The sequence below is a fragment of the Corynebacterium stationis genome, assembly GCF_001941345.1.
GTDB lineage: Bacteria > Actinomycetota > Actinomycetes > Mycobacteriales > Mycobacteriaceae > Corynebacterium > Corynebacterium stationis.
In genome coordinates this window covers 2177683-2195776 of the sequence record NZ_CP009251.1, presented here as the reverse complement: position 1 = coordinate 2195776, position 18094 = coordinate 2177683, and the positions used below count along the sequence as shown (strand labels likewise).

Annotated in this window: 15 protein-coding genes and 2 tRNA genes; 13 read left to right on the top strand and 4 right to left on the bottom strand. The window is 53.2% G+C overall.

The features are described 5' to 3' along the window. Nucleotides 1–169 precede the first annotated feature (169 nt). The 3 genes from CSTAT_RS10230 (at nucleotide 170) to CSTAT_RS10220 (ending at nucleotide 2470) form a co-directional block, all read left to right on the top strand. Nucleotides 170–1333 carry a cystathionine gamma-synthase gene (locus tag CSTAT_RS10230; RefSeq protein WP_066836988.1) on the top strand — a complete coding sequence of 388 codons (1164 nt, stop codon included), beginning with the start codon at nucleotides 170–172 and terminating at the stop codon, nucleotides 1331–1333. A gap of 77 nt (nucleotides 1334–1410) precedes the next feature. Next, complete coding sequence (locus tag CSTAT_RS10225) at nucleotides 1411–2112, top strand: SDR family oxidoreductase (RefSeq protein ID WP_075723380.1); 702 nt, start codon at nucleotides 1411–1413, stop codon at nucleotides 2110–2112. Between the two features lie 10 nt (nucleotides 2113–2122). Then, a complete protein-coding gene (locus CSTAT_RS10220; RefSeq protein ID WP_075723378.1) occupies nucleotides 2123–2470 on the top strand; it encodes an SdpI family protein in 348 nt (115 codons plus the stop codon). Between the two features lie 28 nt (nucleotides 2471–2498). Here the strand turns inward: CSTAT_RS10220 and pepN are convergent, their stop codons facing one another. Then, complete coding sequence (gene pepN / locus CSTAT_RS10215; protein WP_075723376.1) at nucleotides 2499–5054, bottom strand: aminopeptidase N; 2556 nt, start codon at nucleotides 5052–5054, stop codon at nucleotides 2499–2501. Nucleotides 5055–5145: 91 nt separating this feature from the next. Between pepN and CSTAT_RS10210 the strand changes: the two genes are divergently transcribed. Continuing rightward, entirely contained in the window at nucleotides 5146–5769 is a 624-nt protein-coding gene (locus CSTAT_RS10210) for a mycothiol-dependent nitroreductase Rv2466c family protein (protein ID WP_075723375.1), read from the top strand. Nucleotides 5770–5888: 119 nt separating this feature from the next. Continuing rightward, a complete protein-coding gene (locus tag CSTAT_RS10205; protein ID WP_066837432.1) occupies nucleotides 5889–6371 on the top strand; it encodes a ribose-5-phosphate isomerase in 483 nt (160 codons plus the stop codon). 105 nt (nucleotides 6372–6476) lie between these two features. Here the strand turns inward: CSTAT_RS10205 and CSTAT_RS10200 are convergent, their stop codons facing one another. Then, nucleotides 6477–7340, bottom strand: a complete 864-nt coding sequence (locus tag CSTAT_RS10200; protein WP_075723373.1) for an aldo/keto reductase — start codon at nucleotides 7338–7340, stop codon at nucleotides 6477–6479. 122 nt (nucleotides 7341–7462) lie between these two features. Next, nucleotides 7463–8293, bottom strand: coding sequence for a hypothetical protein (locus CSTAT_RS10195; protein ID WP_075723371.1), 831 nt, complete (start codon nucleotides 8291–8293; stop codon nucleotides 7463–7465). Between the two features lie 268 nt (nucleotides 8294–8561). Between CSTAT_RS10195 and CSTAT_RS10190 the strand changes: the two genes are divergently transcribed. From CSTAT_RS10190 to clpX, 7 genes are all read left to right on the top strand, one after another. Next, nucleotides 8562–8636 (top strand) — tRNA-Gly (locus CSTAT_RS10190). Between the two features lie 484 nt (nucleotides 8637–9120). Beyond that, a tRNA-Pro gene (locus CSTAT_RS10185) sits at nucleotides 9121–9194 on the top strand. A gap of 142 nt (nucleotides 9195–9336) precedes the next feature. Next, nucleotides 9337–10707: a trigger factor gene (gene tig / locus CSTAT_RS10180; protein WP_066795825.1), complete on the top strand. Its 1371-nt coding sequence runs from the start codon at nucleotides 9337–9339 to the stop codon at nucleotides 10705–10707. A 335-nt stretch (nucleotides 10708–11042) separates the two neighbouring features. Beyond that, nucleotides 11043–11642 carry an ATP-dependent Clp protease proteolytic subunit gene (locus tag CSTAT_RS10175; protein WP_066795822.1) on the top strand — a complete coding sequence of 200 codons (600 nt, stop codon included), beginning with the start codon at nucleotides 11043–11045 and terminating at the stop codon, nucleotides 11640–11642. 21 nt (nucleotides 11643–11663) lie between these two features. Then, complete coding sequence (locus CSTAT_RS10170; RefSeq protein WP_066795819.1) at nucleotides 11664–12287, top strand: ATP-dependent Clp protease proteolytic subunit; 624 nt, start codon at nucleotides 11664–11666, stop codon at nucleotides 12285–12287. 425 nt (nucleotides 12288–12712) lie between these two features. Next, on the top strand, nucleotides 12713–14215 hold the full coding sequence (locus tag CSTAT_RS10165) for a peptide MFS transporter (RefSeq protein ID WP_075723902.1): 1503 nt from the start codon (nucleotides 12713–12715) through the stop codon (nucleotides 14213–14215). A gap of 331 nt (nucleotides 14216–14546) precedes the next feature. Next, nucleotides 14547–15848: an ATP-dependent Clp protease ATP-binding subunit ClpX gene (gene clpX, locus CSTAT_RS10160; RefSeq protein WP_066795816.1), complete on the top strand. Its 1302-nt coding sequence runs from the start codon at nucleotides 14547–14549 to the stop codon at nucleotides 15846–15848. A gap of 78 nt (nucleotides 15849–15926) precedes the next feature. Here clpX and CSTAT_RS10155 read toward each other — a convergent pair whose 3' ends face one another. Further along, on the bottom strand, nucleotides 15927–16664 hold the full coding sequence (locus CSTAT_RS10155; protein ID WP_075723369.1) for a TetR/AcrR family transcriptional regulator: 738 nt from the start codon (nucleotides 16662–16664) through the stop codon (nucleotides 15927–15929). 415 nt (nucleotides 16665–17079) lie between these two features. Here CSTAT_RS10155 and CSTAT_RS10150 point away from each other — a divergent pair, with 415 nt between their 5' ends. Next, entirely contained in the window at nucleotides 17080–18081 is a 1002-nt protein-coding gene (locus CSTAT_RS10150; protein ID WP_075723367.1) for a malate dehydrogenase, read from the top strand. The last annotated feature ends 13 nt before the right edge of the window (nucleotides 18082–18094 follow it).

The window sequence follows — 18094 nt, the reverse complement described above, 5'->3', positions numbered from 1 at the left end:
CAGCGGGAGTCTGGAGGCGCCGTGAGTAAGAAGTTTTTAGACACAGGCTGTCGCGTGAATAATATTCGTACCTTTCTTAATCAAAGTGAACAGCTTAGTCTATAGTGGGTGCTGGTCAGAATGGAAAGCCTATTTAAAATCACAATGAGATCACTGGAGGATTGTGCATATGTCTGGAAAAACCAAGCGCGAACTTGCAAGTGGGTTTAACTCCCGCGCTATCCACGCTGGTTGGGAACCAGATGAACACATGGGCTCCATCAATGTTCCGATTTATGCCTCCACAACTTATGAGCAAAACGGATTGGCGGAACTTCGCGGTGGCTTTGAGTACGGGCGCGTTGCTAACCCGACGGTGCGTTCTTTAGAGCACACCCTGGCAGCTTTAGAAGATGCGAAATACGCACGGGTCTTTGCCTCCGGCATGGCGGCTACCGATGCGCTGATCCGCATCTTGGTGCGCCCAGGTGACCACGTCATCTTGGGCAACGATGCCTACGGCGGTACCTACCGTCTGCTCAACAACGATTACGGCGAGTGGGGCTTGGAGCTTTCCATCGTCGATACTTCTGACTTGGATGCAGTCGCTGCTGCCATTCAGCCGAATACCAAGCTGATTTGGCTTGAGACCCCGACCAACCCAGCGCTAACTGTTACTGATATCGAAGGCGTTGTTGCTATCAAGCAGCACGCGCAGGTGGTTGTAGATAACACCTTCGCGACTCCTTACTTGCAAAGTCCTTTGGCCTTGGGCGCAGATTATGTCCTGCACTCAACCACCAAGTACTTAGGTGGGCATTCTGATGTGCTCGGCGGCGCGGTAGTTACCAACGATGAGCATGTCGATGAGCGTTTGCTCTACTTCCAGGGCTGCGTCGGCGCAGTTTCTTCGCCTTTCGATGCCTACCTCACCGCCCGCGGCATCAAGACCTTGGCAGTGCGCATGGACCGTCACTGCAGCAATGCGCAGCAAGTAGCGGAATACTTGCAGTCGCGTCCAGAGGTCAAGCAGGTTCTTTACCCAGGTCTGCCGGATCACCCTGGCCACGATATCGCTGCTAAGCAGATGCGTGGATTCGGCGGCATGATGTCGGTGCGCTTCCACAAGGAAGACCACGCCCGTCAGGCATGTATGAATACCCGCTTGGTGTGTTTGGCTGAATCTTTGGGCGGTGTGGAATCGCTGATTGAGCACCCAGAGAAGATGACGCACGTCTCGGCTGAAGGCTCGGAGCTGGTGCCACCATCTGATCTGGTGCGTATCTCCATCGGTATTGAAGACATCGAGGATTTGCTCGCTGATTTTGAGCAAGCGCTAGACGCTTTGGATTAATTCTTTGAACATGGAAAAGCTGCGGTAGATATCTGCTCTATCGCAGCTTTTGTCTTTTCATCATTAGGCTGGACGTTATGACTGAAGTACAAAACTCTAAGATTGCTGTCGTTACCGGTGCGACCGGCGGCATGGGCAAAGAAATTGTTGCCAACCTTGTATCCGATCACCACGTGTATGCACTCGGGCGTGACCAAGCAAAGCTGGATGAACTAGTAGCAGCCCACGGGGATGCGGTGACCGTGGTGGCTGTGGATTTGGCGCAAGAGCTCGATGCCATGGATGCGGTGCTGCCAGCTTTAGAACGCGTTGACGTGCTGGTCAACGGTGCGGCTATCGCGCAGGCATTCTCCGTTGAATCTGCACGCGTTTCTGACTGGCGCGCGCATATGGAGCTCAACGTCTACGCACCGGCTGAGCTCACCCGCGTTCTTTTGCCCGGGCTGCGCAAAGCAGAAGGCACCGCTATCTTTATCAATTCCGGGGCAGGCCGTGGGGGCTTTGGTGACAACGTGGTCTACGCAGCAACCAAGCACGCGCTCTATGCGCTTGCCGATGGCCTCCGGAAGTCCGAACAAGACATTCGCGTGACCACCATCGCGCCGGGCCCAACTGATACCGCGATGTTCCAAGGGCTAAGCGGTGATTACGATAAGAGCCACGTCATTGCGCCAGTGGAGATTGCCAAAGCTATCCGCGCGGTGATTGATGCAGGTCCAACAACCCAGCTGACTGAAGTGCAAGTACGCCCGCGCATTGAGCTTGCGGACCGGAAATAGAGCGCACGTAATGATTAGTGCTTTAGCGCTTTTTCTTGTCGGCCTGTTATTTATCTACAACGGGCTGCAGATGCGCAAAAGACGCCTGCAACTAGGATCCAGCTGGGGATTTCGCACGGCAGAAACTCAAACCTCTGCCGCGGTATGGAAAGCCAGCCACGCAGCCGGCGGTATGACCGTCATGCTCGGAGGCCTGGGCGCGGAAATCGCTGGAGCCACTTTGCTGCTTAGCCCTGCCCACAGCATGACCGTGAATTTAACGGTCACGCTGTGTGGTCTGGCTTGGGTCGTGCTCTTGTATCTTGCGGCCAAAGGACGGGTTACCGAAACCGCCGCGCGATTAAACAGAAAAGCTTGACCCCAAGCGGGACCAAGCTTTTCTTTACTTAGGCGCCGGAGTTGGAGCCGGCGTCGGCGCTGTCGATAGCGCGGTTGCGCAACGCGCGGGCTAGGCGGTCGCGCTCTTCGGTGACAGCGCGGCGCAGACCCGATGGCAGTTGCTTTTCTAGGAACTTATCGGTGGCATCGATAGTTTCTTGAGAGATATTCCAGGACGGGTAGAGACCTTGCACCGTGCCCAGTGCAATCTCCGTGGAACCGGCATCCCACACGCGCTCGGCATTGGCGAAGTATTCTTCTACCACAAAGCCCAAGTGCTTTTCCGAGCCCGTCATGGTCAGACCCTCGAGCTTATGACGCAACTCTAAGTTAGACAGCTCAAGGGACATAATTTCATCCCACACAGCGCGCTTATTTTCATCGGAGTTAAATGCCGCTAGCGCACGCAGTGAGGCCTGGTAGCCAGAAGCGGTGTTATCTGCTTCTAATTCTTCGGCCACCAATTTCTGGACTTCGTCGAAAGCACCAATAGCGTCGTTTGCGACCAATGCTGCCAGAGCCTTCCAGCGCAGTGCTTTGTCATCAGAGGAAGCGCGCAGCTCAACCAAGTAGTCACGCGCAGCGTCACCTAGAGCAATCTTGGTGAGTGCCTGCTTGAACACGATAGTGCGGGCAGAATCTGCTTCTGCGGACTGGGCTTCGGCTAGGAAGGCATCGGCAAGCAATGCGAAACCTTCCGTCTTTGCCCACTGTGGATCGGCATAAGTATCAACCGCCACAATCGCCTGGTTGCAAATGCGCTCTAGGACGGCCAGCTCAGTTTCCGCTGACAAGCCGCGGGCCACCAACTGCGCGAAATCACGCGCGTGCATGGTTCCCGCACGTGTCATTTCCCAGGCAGTAGACCAGCACAAAGTACGTGCCATTGGGTCAGTGATCTTGTCGATGTGTGTGACCACGAAATCTACGGTTTCTGGGAAAAATTCCAGCAGGGTGTAGGTCAGGTCGTCATCGTTAAGCAAAACTAGCTCGGCAACATCTGCCCCGACAAGCTCGGCAATCTCCGTGCGCTCACCTGAAATATCGGCCTCTACCTGCTTAAAGCGGGCAACCTTGCCGTCTTCGAGGCTGTAGAGGCCAACGGCAACGCGGTGGGTGCGCAGTGTATCGCCAGATTGCTTGATGGTAAACGAGGTGTACTTGCCGTCTTCTTGCTCAGTTTCTGCCGACAAGGTGTTAACCCCTGTGGTCTTTAGCCACTCCGCAGCCCAAAACGACAAGTCACGGCCTGATGCTTCTTCCAAGTGGCCCAGCAAGTCATCGAAGGTCGCATTGCCCCACGCATGCTGGGTGAAGTGGCGGCGCACGCCCGCGAAGAAGTTTTCGCGGCCGACATAAGCCTGCAGCTGCTTGAGCACGGATGCGCCCTTGGCGTAGGTAATGCCATCGAAGTTTTGCTCCACGGTTTCAATATCGGAGGCATCCGTGGAAATCGGGTGCGTGGTAGGAAGCTGATCCTGCTGGTAAGCCCAAGACTTCTCCACGTTGGCAAAAGTTACCCATGCGGTGTCATATTGGGTATTTTCTGCCTGCGAAATCGCTGCGGACCAGGTAGCAAAAGACTCATTTAGCCACAGGTCATCCCACCACTGCATGGTGACCAAGTCGCCGAACCACATGTGGGCAAGCTCGTGCAGGATCGTATCCGCGCGGCGCTCATACATGTAGTGGCTGGCCTGCGAAGAGAATACATACTCATCGCGGATGGTGACACAGCCTGCGTTTTCCATGGCGCCGGCGTTGAACTCCGGAACGAAAATTTGGTCATACTTGCCAAAGGGGTACGCGAAACCGAAATTTGCGTGGTAGAAATCAAAACCCTGCTTGGTTTCGGTGAATAGACGCTCCGCATCCAAGTGCTCTGCCAGAGAAGCGCGGCAGTATAGTCCCAGCGGGACTTCGAGCTGCGTGGCTGGCTGGCCTTCGGGGTGCGAGGTGAGCTCACCAGTCCAGGTGTCAGTGACCTCAAAGTAAGGCCCCGCGCATAAGGCAATGAGGTAGGTCGATAGTGGGGTATCAACCTGTGCGCGCCAGGTATTACCTTCGCGGGTGACCGGGGAGTTGGTGATGATCTTCCACTCTTGTGGTGCATGGAAAGTTAGTGAGTAGGTGGCCTTCATGTCTGGTTGGTCAAAGCAGGCATAGACACGCTTGGCATCGGCGGTTTCGAACTGCGTGTACAGATACACCTGATTATCTACCGGATCCACGAAGCGGTGCAGGCCTTCACCCGTGCGTGAGTAGGCAATCTTCGCGGTGACCTTGAGTTCATACTCGGCAACTTCCAAACCAGAAAGCGCGATGCCATAGGTCGGGTTATAGGCATCCAGTGGCAGAGGATTGCCGTTGAGACGGGCTTCGAGGATTTCATCAGCGCGCAGATCAATGAAGGTAGAACCTGGCTCCTTCACCGTAAAATTCACGGTCGTCGTGGAGGAAAAGTATTTTTCCTCCTGAAGGTCTAACTCCACGTCATAGTGGGAAACGTCGATCAATAAAGAGCGGTGTTTAGCTTCATCGCGGGTGAGATTTACAGAGGTCATTAAAGCTCCTGCTCCTTTAAGTGGAATTTGTAGATATGCTCAAGTGTTGTACAAGGCGACAGTATTCATCTTATGCATAGGAGTTTAATCAGTGTCTCAGTCTGTGAAATTTTGGTTCGACGTAACCTGCCCGTTTGCTTGGGCTACCTCCCGCTGGATTAAGGAAGTAGAAAAGGTCCGCGACATTAATGTTGAGTTCGTACCAATGTCACTTTCCGTCCTTAATGACGGCCGTGACTTGGATGAGGGCTACGCGAACATGATGCAAGCAGCATGGGGACCAGCGCGCGTCTTTGCCAAAGTTGCAACCGAAGAACCCGCCAAGGTTGATGAGCTTTACACCATCTTGGGCAACAAGGTACACGGTGAAGAACAAGGCGGTAAGAAGGGCTTTGGAGCTTATGACGAGCTGATTAAAGAAGCTTTGGCGGATGCTGGCCTGGATACATCTTATGCTGAGGTTGCTAACACGGAAGATGCTGATGAGGCGCTTCGTGCATCCCACAACGAAGCAATCGCCTCTGTGGGTGATGACGTGGGAACCCCAGTAATTAAGCTCGGTGACACCGCCTTCTTCGGCCCCGTTATTACCCGCATTCCAACCGGTGAAGAAGCCGGCGAGATCTTTGATGCCGCAGTGCGCCTGGCGCAGTATCCATACTTCTTCGAGATTAAGCGCTCCCGCACTGAAAACCCACAGGTCAGCAATAGGTAGAAAATCGGAGCTTTTCCTACCTATAGGGGAAAGATCTGCTGAAGGCGAAGGCTTAGTTCAATTAAGCCTTTTCGCCCTGTGATCCAACGCGCATGCCAACCATTGATATCATTGGTGGCATGCGCGTTTACTTAGGAGCAGACCACGCAGGGTTCGAGACCAAAAATCTCATTAAAGAACACCTGACCAGACAAGGCCACGATGTCATTGACTGTGGCGCACACATTTATGACGCTGAGGATGACTACCCAGCATTTTGTATTGAAGCCGCACTGCGTACCGTCAACGACCCAGGTTCTTTGGGTATCGTGCTTGGTGGTTCCGGCAACGGTGAGCAAATCGCCGCGAACAAGGTCAAGGGTGCACGCTGTGCGCTGGCATGGTCGCCGGAGACCGCACGCCTTGCACGTGAGCACAACAATGCCCAGCTCATCGGCATCGGCGGCCGGATGCACTCAGCAGAAGAAGCACTAGCTATCGTTGATGCTTTCATTGACCAGGAATGGTCCCAGGCTGAGCGCCACCAGCGTCGTATCGATATTCTTGCTGAGTATGAGCGCACCGGAATCGCTCCTGAGGTGCCAGAAGCACCAGAAGCTTAGGAATTTCGGACCAGATTAAAATCTCATAAAGATGCCCGCTTAGTTCTTCCGAATCGGAAGAACTAAGCGGGCAGTTGCTTTTCGATGCCTAGATGATTTTAGCTTTTAGCTAAAATCATCCGGGTCAGCGCCGACGCGGCCATCTGCGTCCTCGTCCAGGCTATTGATCGCAATCATTTCTTCGTCGGTGAGTTCGAAATCAAAGATGTCAAAGTTCTCACGCATGCGCGATGGAGTGACGGTCTTTGGGAAGACGATGACATTATTTTGCAAGTGCCAGCGCAGCACGACCTGCGCTGGGGTTTTACCGTGTGCTTCGGCCGCAGCGACGATATCTTCGTTTTCAAGAAGATCCGTCTTGTTCTGCGCCAGCGGGCCCCAAGATTCAACCTTGGTGCCGTGTACGCGGCCGGCGTCTACCTCCTTCCAACGCGCGAAGTAAGGGTGTAGCTCAATCTGGTTGACTGCTGGGCTGACCTTGGCGGCCATGGCTAGGTCTTCGAGGTTTTTCACGGTGAAATTTGCCACGCCAATAGACTTAGTAAGTCCTTGTTCCTGAGCCTTTTCTAAAGACTTCCACGCGGCCTTGAAATTGCCGGTGTTAGTTGATGGCCAGTGAATAAGGTACAGGTCAACGTAGTCTAGGCCGAGTTTGTCCAAGGACTCTTGCAGAGCTGCTTCTGCGTCTTCGTGACGGTCATTCCACAGCTTGGTGGTGATAAACAGTTCTTCACGCGGAATGCCGGACTTGGCGATTGCTGCGCCGACACCTTCCTCATTGCCGTAGATGGCAGCGGTATCGATGTGGCGGTAGCCGACCTTGAGCGCTTCCGCGACCATTTCTTCGGTCTGTTCGGGATCGATTTTAAATACCCCGTAGCCCAGCTGCGGGATAGTATTTCCGTCATTCAGCGTGACTGTAGGGACAATCGAGGGGTCAAATTCCGATGTTGTATGTGCTTCGGTCATGAAATCGAGATTACGCGGAAATTGGCAAAGAGAAAGGGACCAGTTTCATCTTCATTGCGTTGAGCAAAGAAAACGCTTACTGGTCCCTTAAACAAGGCGCAGGAAATGGCGAATTTTAAAGACTAGAAGTCAAAGCCAAAGTCGAAGATTCCGCCGCCGTCTTCTCCGCCGCCAAAGAGGCCTCCGCCTCCGTCTCCGCCGAAGAGGCCGCCGCCATCGCCCATGTCTCCACCAGCATCACCCATGTCGCCGCCATCGCCCATATCGCCACCAGCATCGCCCATGTCACCGCCGGCATCTCCAACTTCACCAGCTGCTGCTGCCTCACCGGAGTAACCAACGCCGGCCATGCCCATGAACATTGCATTGAACATCATGGAATAGCCCATCATCCACACACCCGTTGCCATGGCATCTGCCCACCACGGGCGTGAGTACCAACCAGCTGGAACTGGGCGGCCGGCCACCGTGCCACCGGGGAAGTAATTCGGGGTTTCTTCGGAGGCGTATGGCGAAGCAGTCAAAGACTCACCGTTTTCACCTTCGATGGTGCGCTTTTCCGTCACCTTGCCAGCAGAACGCTGACCTTCTAGTGGTGGCAGGTCAGGGCCTGCACTCATGCCCATGATTTCTCGAGCCGCAGCAACATAATGCATGCCTTCGAGCGCCGATTCGCGCGCGAGCTTTGCCTGCTTCGTAGTGGTTGCCTGCGCTAACGCGGAGTTCGCTGCTGTAAAGCGCTCCGAAGCATCGGCCATTGCCTGCGTTGATGCTGTGTCCGTGCCAGAGATCTGCATGACCTGACCGCCGAGGCGCTCAGTCCAGCGCTGCGCATCAGCGTGCGCGTCTGCAAATTCCCGACGCTCGCGCTCTTCTAGGTTCTTCTTAGAATTCCTAGAAGAAAGGTACCAAGCGCCGCCGCCGAGAACAGCGAGAATTAATAATACTTCCATGATTGGAGTTCACTTCCCACAATTGTTTTATTGTCTGTCTAGAACAACGTCTACTACCAGCTTAAAGTTCCCCAGCAGACAATGGAAGTAAACGCCCAAATCATCGGATAACTGAGTGCACACAGAGAGGTGTTTGGTCCTCTGGGCTGCTTTTGCTCAAGACTTGAGGCTATGGTGAGCTGCGTCATTTATGAAATTGGAGGGGTCATTTTGGAATGAATTAACAACGTGAGTTAAGATAGCTAACGCACATCGATTGATGCGCTGTGGGAATGTCGTATAGTGGCTAATACCTCAGCCTTCCAAGCTGAAGACGCGGGTTCGATTCCCGTCATTCCCTCCAAGCTTAAAACACCCACCTACCAGTAGTTTTGGTAGGTGGGTGTTTCTTTTTGTGTTACATGCATAATCTCCAAGAGGAGGGTTGCCACACTCTAGGTCGGAGACGGGGTATTGAAATCGCCCCAGTGCGTAACTTTAAAGTTTCTCGCGGGATGTTCTTCGCTTTAAGGAATTCGGGGAAAGAAGCTGAAGTCTTCGCGAGAAGCTCTTTGTTGGGAGTTAGAGCCCCTGAGGCGGGGATGTGGATGCTTCTTCGATAACGCGGTGGGGACGCGTGATTGCAGGGCAGGTTTCTTTGACGAATTAGAGAAGATTTCGGTGCGATGAACGGTTTTCAATCAAAGTCACGATTTTCTGACAAGCCGCTGACCTTTGGTTATGGTTAAATTTTCCGCTTGGGTGGGGGCGGATTTGTAGCTTTAAAACTTCCTAGGCTAGAGTTATCAAACGTACGCAGCACGGAGGCAAACTCCGGTGGCTACATACGGGGCGTGGCGCAGTTTGGTAGCGCACCTGCTTTGGGAGCAGGGGGTCGCAGGTTCAAATCCTGTCGCCCCGACGTATGGGGTCTGGGAAACCTAGTAAAGGATTTCCCAGACCCCTTTACTGTTTGTAAAACGCGTTTGGTAAATTAAGCAGTTGACAATTTCTAAACACTGCAGCAGTTAGTAAATGCAGACAACTAATCAGGAGAAATACTCGTGAAGACTACCGTGGACAAGCTGAGCGACACCCGCGTCAAGCTCACCGTCAACGTTCCGTTTGCTGAGCTCGACAAGGAAATCGACCAGGCTTACTCTGCGATTGCGCAGCAGGTACAAATTCCGGGTTTCCGTAAGGGTAAAGCACCTCGCCAGCTGATCGACGCACGCTTCGGTCGCGGCGCAATGCTGGAGCAGGTCGTTAACGACATGCTGCCTTCCCGCTACGAGCAGGCTGTCACCGAAAACGACCTGAAGGTCATCGGTCAGCCAAACATCGATATCCCTAAGGTTGAAGACAACGACTTCGTTGAGTTCACAGCTGAGGTTGATGTTCGCCCAGAAATCGAAGTTCCAGACTTCTCCAAGATCTCCGTCACCGTCCCAGCACTTGCTGTCACCGACGAAGACGTTGAAAAGGAACTCGAAGAACTCGCAGGCCGCTTCGGTGAGCTCAAGGACACCAAGCGCAAGCTGAAGACCGGCGACTACGCAATCATCAACGTCGAGGCTGAGGTCGACGGCGAAAAGGTCTCTGAGATCTCCACCGAGGGCCTGTCCTACCGCGTTGGCGACGACGACCTGATCAAGGGCCTCGACACCGCTTTGCGTGGCATGAAGTCTGAAGAAGACAACGAGTTCAACGCAACCATCGAGTCCGGTGAGCACAAGGACAAGGAAGCAACCATCAAGGTTCACGTCGTGCAGACCAAGGAGCGCAAGCTTCCTGAACTCGACGACGACTTCGCACAGATGGCTTCCGAGTTCGACACCATCGAAGAGCTGCGCGAGAACACCAAGTCCGGCCTCGAAGAGTCCAAGAAGAATGACCAGGCTGTCGCAGTTCGCGACGAGGTCCTCAAGGCTGCTTTGGCTGAGGTTTCCTTCGAGCTTCCTAAGTCTGTTGTTGATGAGCAGGTTCACGCTCAGCTGCACCAGATCCTGGGCGAGATGGCACACGACGACGCTGCACTGAACCGCCTGCTTGAGGCTCAGGGCACCACCCGCGAGGAATTCGACAAGGAATCCCGCGAGTCCGCTGAAGAGTCCGTACGCACCCAGTTGTTCTTGGACACCTTGGCTGATGTTGAGGAGCCAGAGGTTTCCCAGCAGGAGCTGAGCGACCACATCCTGTTCACCGCTCAGTCTTACGGCATGGATCCTAACCAGTTCATCCAGCAGATCTCCTCCAACGGCCAGATCGGCAACCTGTTCTCCGACGTTCGTCGTGGCAAGGCTCTAGCAGCTGCTATCTGCCGCGTCGAAGCTAAGGACGATGCAGGCAACGTTGTTGACGTTGAGCAGTACTTCGGCGAAGAAGAAGCTGAGGATAACTCTAAGACAGAAGAGTCCTCCAACGACGAGGCATAAATCATTGTCCAGCAGAATTTCTCCCGGTGTTTCGCCGTGGGAATCCTGGACTAGTTGATTGATAGAAAAGGGACCTAGCTACGCAGCTAGGTCCCTTTTTTCTTTACCGATTGAAGGATGCTCGGCGACCACCTCACCGACCTGTCGCCTGACTGGTGGTGTGACCTGTTGAACTTTCATCACCTATTTTTCGAGGAGGGTTAACGCTATCAGCGAACAAGCCCTATTTTTCTCGCATGGGCGATCGAAATTTAAGTAGGGTAGGTGCCATTGACATTGAAGAAGCAATCTTCAAAGCCAAGAATGAATTTTAGAACTGACAAGGAGTATCAACCATGTCTGACAAGCCTCAGATGACCTCCCCGAGCGCAGGTATGAACCTGGGAGACAGCGTTTATGAGCGCTTGCTTAGTGAGCGCATCATTTTCTTGGGAACCCAAGTTGATGACGAGATTGCGAACAAGCTGTGCGCGCAGATTCTGCTGCTTTCTGCAGAGGATCCGACTCGCGATATTTCGCTCTACATTAACTCTCCAGGCGGCTCGGTTACCGCAGGCATGGCAATCTACGACACCATGAAGTACTCGCCATGTGATATTCGCACTTATGGCATGGGTCTTGCTGCGTCGATGGGCCAGTTCCTGCTTTCTGGCGGCACCAAGGGCAAGCGTTTCGCATTGCCACACGCACGCATCATGATGCACCAGCCTTCCGCTGGTGTAGGCGGTACCGCATCGGATATCGCTATTCAGGCTGAACAGTTCGCAGCTACCAAGCGCGAAATGGCTGAGCTTATCGCAGAGCACACTGGTCAGACCTTTGAGCAGATTACCAAGGACTCCGACCGCGACCGCTGGTTTACTGCTCAGCAGGCGAAGGAATACGGCATCGTGGACCACGTCATCGATTCTGCTTCCGGACCAATTAGCAACTAAGGGATAAAGGAGAAACTCATTATGTCTAACTTCCAGATGCCTTCATCCCGCTACGTACTGCCATCGTTTATTGAGCAGTCCGCGCAGGGTACGAAGGAAACCAACCCATATTCCAAGCTTTTCGAAGAGCGCATTATCTTCCTGGGCACCCAGGTCGATGACACATCCGCCAATGACATCATGGCGCAGCTGCTCGTTCTGGAGGGTATGGACCCAGACCGCGACATCACCATGTACATCAACTCGCCAGGTGGCTCTTTTACCGCGTTGATGGCTATCTACGACACCATGCGTTATGTCCGCCCTGACGTTCAGACTGTCTGCTTGGGCCAGGCTGCATCGGCAGCTGCTGTTCTGCTTGCTGCAGGCGCACCTGGCAAGCGTGCAGCGCTTCCTAACTCCCGCGTCCTGATTCACCAGCCAGCAACCCAGGGCACCCAGGGCCAGGTTTCTGACCTTGAGATCCAGGCTGCTGAAATCGAGCGCATGCGTCGTCTGATGGAAAAGACCTTGGCTGAGCACACTGGCCGCACCGCGGAGCAGGTACGCATTGATACCGACCGTGACAAGATTCTGACCGCAGAAGAAGCTGTAGAGTACGGCATCATCGACCAGGTCTTTGATTACCGTAAGCTCAATGATTAATTTCTAACAGCGCGTGTAGTTAAGAAATAGCGGGGATGGCATGGCGTCATCTCCGCTATTTTTGTGTTTTCCAAGGCCTCAGAATCCCAACTGGTGAGAAATTAGACTGAAGAACGTGATTGTTCTTTATTTCACTAAATTGAGCACTTTGTTTGATGCTTAATGATCTACAATCTCGCGACTGGCGCGGCCTGATTGAGTCTTGAGAAGTGGAAGCATTGGGTATTGCCGGTATTGTATTTGCTGCAGTCACAAGCTCAAAGTAGTGAACTTACATCTTCATAAGAAGAACTTAAGCCGATTGTTTCCTCGCTCAAATCAAGATGTTTTCCCTTTAATATTCTGTGGAACAAACTGCTATGAGCTGGGTAAAGATGCCATAAGTGATTTTGTTCGAGGTATTGTGTTGTGTTCCAATCAACTACATGTCTTCTACTCAAACACAAGCTGGCGCGAGTGATCACAGTCGCGCACAAGAGCCGGAGGAAAGACAGTTCTTCGGCCAACCTTGGGGTCTAGCTAACCTCTTCGGCGTTGAAATGTGGGAGCGTTTTAGCTTCTACGGCATGCAGGCCATTGTTCTGCTCTACATGTACTACTCCGTTACTGACGGTGGCTTGGGCATCCCGCAGGCTACTGCTGCATCGGTTGTGGGCGCCTATGGCGGCTTGGTTTACATGGCCTGCCTGCTGGCATCGATTGTCGCCGATAAGCTCTTTGGTTCTGAACGTACGCTGTTTTACTCAGCAGTTATGGTCATGCTCGGCCACATCGCGCTGGCTGTAATCCCAGGAGTTACAGGACTGGGCATCGGTCTGGTGCTTATCGCCATTGGCTCTGGTGGCGTCAAGACCACCGCGCAGGTCGTTCTTGGTTCCCTGTACACCAAAGATGACCCACGCCGCGATGGTGGCTTCTCCATCTTCTACATGGGCATTAACATCGGTGGACTGCTTGGCCCGCTGATTACCACCGCTATGTGGGGCTGGAAAGGTTTCCACTGGGGCTTTGGTATCGCAGCAGTAGGTATGGCAGTCGGCCTTATCCAGTACATGCTGATGCGTAAGCACACCATTAAAGATGCCGGACACGATGTGCCGAACCCAGCAAGCAAGAACCAGCTGGTTACTTCAACCATCGCGATTATTGCCATTGTTGTCATCGCCACCGTGCTTTTAGCAACCGGTGTAGTCAAGATGGACTGGCTGGCAAATATTGTCACCATTATCGCCCTGATTGCGGCTGTCGTGCTGTGGGTACAGATGTACCGCTCTGAACTCACCACACCACTTGAGCGCAAGCGCCTGATTGGCTTTATCCCGCTATTTATTTCTGGCGTGCTGTTCTTCGCGATTTTCCAGCAGCAATTTACGGTGCTGACCATCTACTCAGATGTTCGTCTTGACCGTGAGATCTTTGGTTGGGAGATTCCACCATCACTGGTGCAGTCAATCAACCCAATCTTTATCATCATCTTCTCTGGTGTATTCGCTGCCCTGTGGACCAAACTTGGTAAGCGCCAGTGGTCCACTCCTGTTAAGTTCGGCGTTGCCAATGTCATCATCGGTGTATCGCTCTTCTTCTTCCTGCCATTTTCTGGCGGTGCAGCAAACTCCACCCCAATGATCGCAATCGTTTGGATTTTGTTCCTCTTCACCATGGGTGAGCTTATGCTTTCCCCAGTAGGTAACGCACTTGCTACCAAGGTTGCGCCAGAAGCCTTCCCATCCCGCATGATGGCGGTTTGGATGATGGCAGTATCTATCGGTACCTCCTTGGCCGGCTCCTTGGCTGCATACTATGACCCATCCGATGCTGGCGCAGAGAATAGCTTCTTTATCTCCCTTGGCGTAGTCTCCGTCATCTTGGGCATCATCCTGCTGTTCATCAGCAAATGGGTAGTCCAGCAGTTTGCTACCTTCCGCTAAACCCCGGGTCTAGGCATCGCTTTTCGCGAAACCTCCTAGCTATTTAATACCGCAGCGCTCGATCTGCCATAGTGGCAAAAGACCGGGCGCTGCGGCCATGTTTATCGGGCTGTCGATAAAGCATTCGCATAGTGGATGCGAGCTGGTGATCGGCGTCGGATGGAATGACTAGGATGGATGTCGCGTTGGTGTGGATAGGACTCCATTTACTAAGGTGGAGTAAATACCGTGCGGCGGGAGAAGTCGGCGCCGCGCATGTGATGGTTGTGGAGAATAATTGCGGCCATCAGTAGACTTCAAGCTTTAAAATTCTTCAAGTAGAAAGATCTTCATGGCACGTATGCAAGAAAGCGCTGACCTGCTTAAGTGTTCCTTCTGTGGCAAGAGCCAGAAGCAAGTTAAGAAGCTGATCGCCGGTGGCGGTGTGTACATTTGTGATGAGTGCATTGAGCTCTGCAATGAAATCATTGAAGAAGAACTTGGTGCAGCACAAGCTGCCGCCGCGGAAAGCGAAGAAAAGAAGCTTCCACGCCCTTCGGAAATCTCTGCTTTCCTAGACAAGTACGTCATCGGGCAAGATCCTGCCAAGCGCGTGCTATCGGTAGCGGTATATAACCACTACAAGCGCATCAAGGCAGAAGAGGCGCAAGCCGCAGCTGCTTCCAGCAGCCGTAAGACCAACAAGGATGAGGACGTGGAGATTTCCAAGTCCAATATCTTGATGCTGGGGCCAACCGGTTCCGGTAAGACCTACCTCGCACAAACGCTCGCGCGCATGCTAGATGTTCCTTTTGCGATTGCTGACGCGACTTCCTTGACTGAGGCTGGTTATGTTGGCGAGGACGTAGAAAATATCTTGCTCAAGCTGTTGCAAGCAGCTGACTTCGATGTTGACCGCGCAAGCCGCGGAATCATCTATGTCGATGAGGTAGATAAAATCTCGCGCAAGTCAGATAACCCGTCCATAACGCGTGATGTTTCTGGTGAGGGTGTTCAGCAGGCCCTGCTGAAAATCCTCGAGGGCACAGTTGCTTCGATCCCGCCTCAGGGTGGACGTAAGCATCCGAACCAGGAATTCATTCAGCTCGATACCTCAAATATCTTGTTCATCGTCGCCGGTGCTTTTGCGGGACTGGAAAAGGTCATCGCTGAGCGCGTGGGTAAGAAGGGCGTGGGCTTCGGTTCCAAGCTCGACACCCAGGAAGAGCGCGAGCGCGTCGATATGTTTGAAAAGGTACGCCCTGAAGACTTGGTGAAATTTGGGCTCATTCCCGAATTCATCGGTCGTCTTCCAGTGGTAGCCACCGTGGAAAATCTTGACCAGGACTCCTTGGTTAAAGTGCTCACGGAGCCAAAGAACTCCTTGGTCAAGCAGTACCAGCGCCTTTTCGAGATGGACGGTGCGCATTTGGATATCACCCCGGAGGCTTTGAATGAGATTGCGGATCTTGCCCTTGAACGCAAGACCGGTGCACGTGGTTTGCGAGCCATCTTGGAAGAGCTTCTCGTCCCAGTCATGTATGACTTGCCGGACCGCGATGACATCGACACAGTCCGCATTACGGCTGAGGCCGTACGCGGGGAAGCAGAACCGGAATATGAGTACACCGACTCAGAGGAAAAAGCTTCCTAGATAGAAAGTTAAAGGCCCAGTTCATTGTGGAACTGGGCCTTTGCTATTCACGGTAGCCGTGGCTATGGCGGTGGCGCTTTAGGAGAAAATATCGTCGCTGCCGACTTCATAAATGCTGGCGGAGGAATCAGACTTCGACTCGGAGATATCTTCTTCCAAATAGCTTTGATGACCGCTATCGGGGATATTAGAGGTCAAGAACGCTAGGACCATGTCAACGACTAGACGGTGGAGTCCAGCAACGTTTTCTTTGGCGTACAGGTCAACATTGAAAAGACTCTGCGTGATGTTGTGTGTCGCCACAGGCAACAGGGTCATCGAGGTCATGAGCAGGTAGAGATCCGTGGCAGAAATACCGGGGCGAAATGCGCCGGAGTCCTGACCGAGCATGAGCAACCGGTTAATGTGCAGCATGACCCCGGAGACATCAGTAACTCCTGGATGTTCCGCAGCTTCGAGTACGGGGTGGGTATTTTCTTCGACCACCATGCGCACCGCATCTTGATTGTTCATGAAAATTTCAAATAGACAATCGACTAATTTGCGCATGCCTTCGACTGGAACCGCTGAGTCAATGACTAATTGATCGCTCGGCGGCTGCAAGCTGTCCATGGCAGAATTAAGGCTTTGCAAGTACAGCCCGCGCTTATCGCCGAAGTGGTAGTGAATCATGCGCTTGGACATGCCGGAGGCGCGGGAGATGTCTTCTAACTTGGTGCCGTCGAAGCCATCGATAGAAAATTGGGTGATGGCAACGGCAATGACTTCCTCGACTGTCACATTGGCCGAAGCTTCAACGTGGTCATTGGTGGTCATCGTGTGCAATTCTCCCTGCGCCTTGTTCTGACATTCCCACAATCCCGCATAACAGTATGAAGGCGTGCCTTAAGTAAGACACGGGTGGGGCGTCATCGCCTTAAAATTTTGGAACTTTCAATCTTACGGATTTACCTCTATCGTGCCGCAAATGCGTCTTTGGTGTTGTCTTTCCGCAGCATTTGCGTTTTGAGGGGGCGAAAACCCAGGAGAAATGGGGGTGATGGTGTAGAAGTCGGCGACTTTGTTTGCTGCTTTTTGGGGTAGGGCAGACTGTGACAGATTGCGCTAGGCTGGGCTTCAATATTTCATTGGCAGTGCACATCGCAGTCGGGTCGACCTTGGAAGTCAATGTGAAGCGACCTCGGGGTTGGATTCGCTGGTGAAGTCACAGCCTGGAGGAAGGTGTTTTCTTTTGTCCAGACATACTCAATCACTAGATCCAATCAAGATCGCTGTTACCGGCGCTGCCGGAAATATTTCCCACTCTTTGCTGTGGCGCATTGCCGCGGGTGAAGTCTTCGGCCCGCAACAACCAGTTCAGCTGCAACTATTAGAAATTGAGAAGGCACAGCAAGCTGCACGCGGGGTGGAAATGGAGTTATTGGACTCTGCTTTTCCTCTGCTGGCAAATGTCCAGGTCACCACTGATCCGCGAGAAGCTTTCGATGATGTCTCGGCTGCTTTTCTTGTTGGCGCACAGCCGCGAACCAAAGGTATGGAACGTGCTGACCTATTAACCGCGAATGCGGCGATTTTCTCGGAGCAAGGCGCGGCTTTGAATGAGGTGGCGCGTCGTGATGTGCGCGTGGTAGTCGTGGGCAACCCGGCTAATACTAATGCGTTAATTGCTTCTGCGAATGCTCCAGATATTGACCCACGGCAATTTACGGCGCTTATGCGCCTGGACCATAACCGCACGGTATCGCAGCTCTCGAGCAAATTGCAGCTGCCTGTGACTGACTTTGCTCAGATTGCGGTGTGGGGCAATCACTCAGCATCGCAGTTTCCTGATATCAGCTATGCCACGGCCGGGGACAAGAAGGTCGCCGAGCTGGTGGATGCACAGTGGGTAGAGGATTATCTCATCCCCACGGTGGCCAAACGTGGCGCTGAAATCATTGAAGTGCGCGGAAGTTCGTCGGCAGCATCGGCAGCCGCGGCGTCCATCGATCACATGCGCGACTGGGTGCATGGCGTCGAAGATGCCCAGCAGTGGCGTACAGCCGGGGTTTATTCCGATGGCTCTTATGGCATCGAAGAAGGGCTATTTGTGGGATTCCCAACTCGTGCGGTCACAGGACGGTGGGAGATTGTGCCTGATTTAGAGCTCTCCCCGGCGCAGCAAGCACGCATCCAGGCATCAGTTGATGAGTTGAAAGCAGAGCGGGAGATGGTCGCTGACCTGCTGAAGTGACAATTTGTCCTGC

What these genes read in the sequence shown, in the direction of transcription:
- CSTAT_RS10205 (WP_066837432.1), top strand. Translation starts at nt 5,889, where the DNA reads ATGCGCGTTTACTTAGGAGCAGACCACGCAGGGTTCGAGACCAAAAAT.
- clpX (WP_066795816.1), top strand. Translation starts at nt 14,547, where the DNA reads ATGGCACGTATGCAAGAAAGCGCTGACCTGCTTAAGTGTTCCTTCTGT.
- CSTAT_RS10165 (WP_075723902.1), top strand. Translation starts at nt 12,713, where the DNA reads ATGTCTTCTACTCAAACACAAGCTGGCGCGAGTGATCACAGTCGCGCA.
- CSTAT_RS10175 (WP_066795822.1), top strand. Translation starts at nt 11,043, where the DNA reads ATGTCTGACAAGCCTCAGATGACCTCCCCGAGCGCAGGTATGAACCTG.
- CSTAT_RS10200 (WP_075723373.1), bottom strand. Translation starts at nt 7,340, where the DNA reads ATGACCGAAGCACATACAACATCGGAATTTGACCCCTCGATTGTCCCT.
- CSTAT_RS10230 (WP_066836988.1), top strand. Translation starts at nt 170, where the DNA reads ATGTCTGGAAAAACCAAGCGCGAACTTGCAAGTGGGTTTAACTCCCGC.
- pepN (WP_075723376.1), bottom strand. Translation starts at nt 5,054, where the DNA reads ATGACCTCTGTAAATCTCACCCGCGATGAAGCTAAACACCGCTCTTTA.
- CSTAT_RS10220 (WP_075723378.1), top strand. Translation starts at nt 2,123, where the DNA reads ATGATTAGTGCTTTAGCGCTTTTTCTTGTCGGCCTGTTATTTATCTAC.
- CSTAT_RS10195 (WP_075723371.1), bottom strand. Translation starts at nt 8,293, where the DNA reads ATGGAAGTATTATTAATTCTCGCTGTTCTCGGCGGCGGCGCTTGGTAC.
- CSTAT_RS10155 (WP_075723369.1), bottom strand. Translation starts at nt 16,664, where the DNA reads ATGACCACCAATGACCACGTTGAAGCTTCGGCCAATGTGACAGTCGAG.
- CSTAT_RS10170 (WP_066795819.1), top strand. Translation starts at nt 11,664, where the DNA reads ATGTCTAACTTCCAGATGCCTTCATCCCGCTACGTACTGCCATCGTTT.
- CSTAT_RS10225 (WP_075723380.1), top strand. Translation starts at nt 1,411, where the DNA reads ATGACTGAAGTACAAAACTCTAAGATTGCTGTCGTTACCGGTGCGACC.